The sequence below is a fragment of the Bacillus sanguinis genome (genome assembly GCF_018332475.1).
In the GTDB taxonomy this organism is placed as follows: Bacteria; Bacillota; Bacilli; order Bacillales; family Bacillaceae_G; genus Bacillus_A; species Bacillus_A sanguinis.
In genome coordinates, this window is record NZ_BOQB01000627.1 from 1 (window position 1) to 361 (window position 361).

Annotated in this window: 1 pseudogene; it reads left to right on the top strand. The window is 31.6% G+C overall.

The annotated features are described in order from the left end of the window. Positions 1 to 361 (top strand): annotated as a pseudogene (locus tag KI369_RS28910) (O-antigen ligase family protein); the annotation flags it as partial.

A 361-nucleotide genomic window follows, 5' to 3' on the forward strand; every position in this document is an offset into this window, starting at 1 on the left:
GATTGTATTAATAATAACTAGTGCTGAGACTGCTAATAACCCAATTGTTGAATTTTTTTCTATTTTAAGTTTTGTTTTATTTGTTTTCTTCCTCGTACTAGCAATCTTATCTGTAATTAAAAAGACAGGTGTAGCAAAAAAACAATTTATTATCACTGCTATTTTATTTGTTATTTTTGGTGCGTTATCAAGTATTTCAAACCCTACTTCTGAAAAAACGACAGCAACTAGTAAACAAGTTGCATCTAACAATGCAGAACAAAAAGATAGCGAGAAGAAAAAAGAACTAGAAAAGAAAGAAGCGGACGAAAAAGCTCAAAAGCAAGAAGATGAGAAACGTCAAGCCGATGAACAAGCTCGT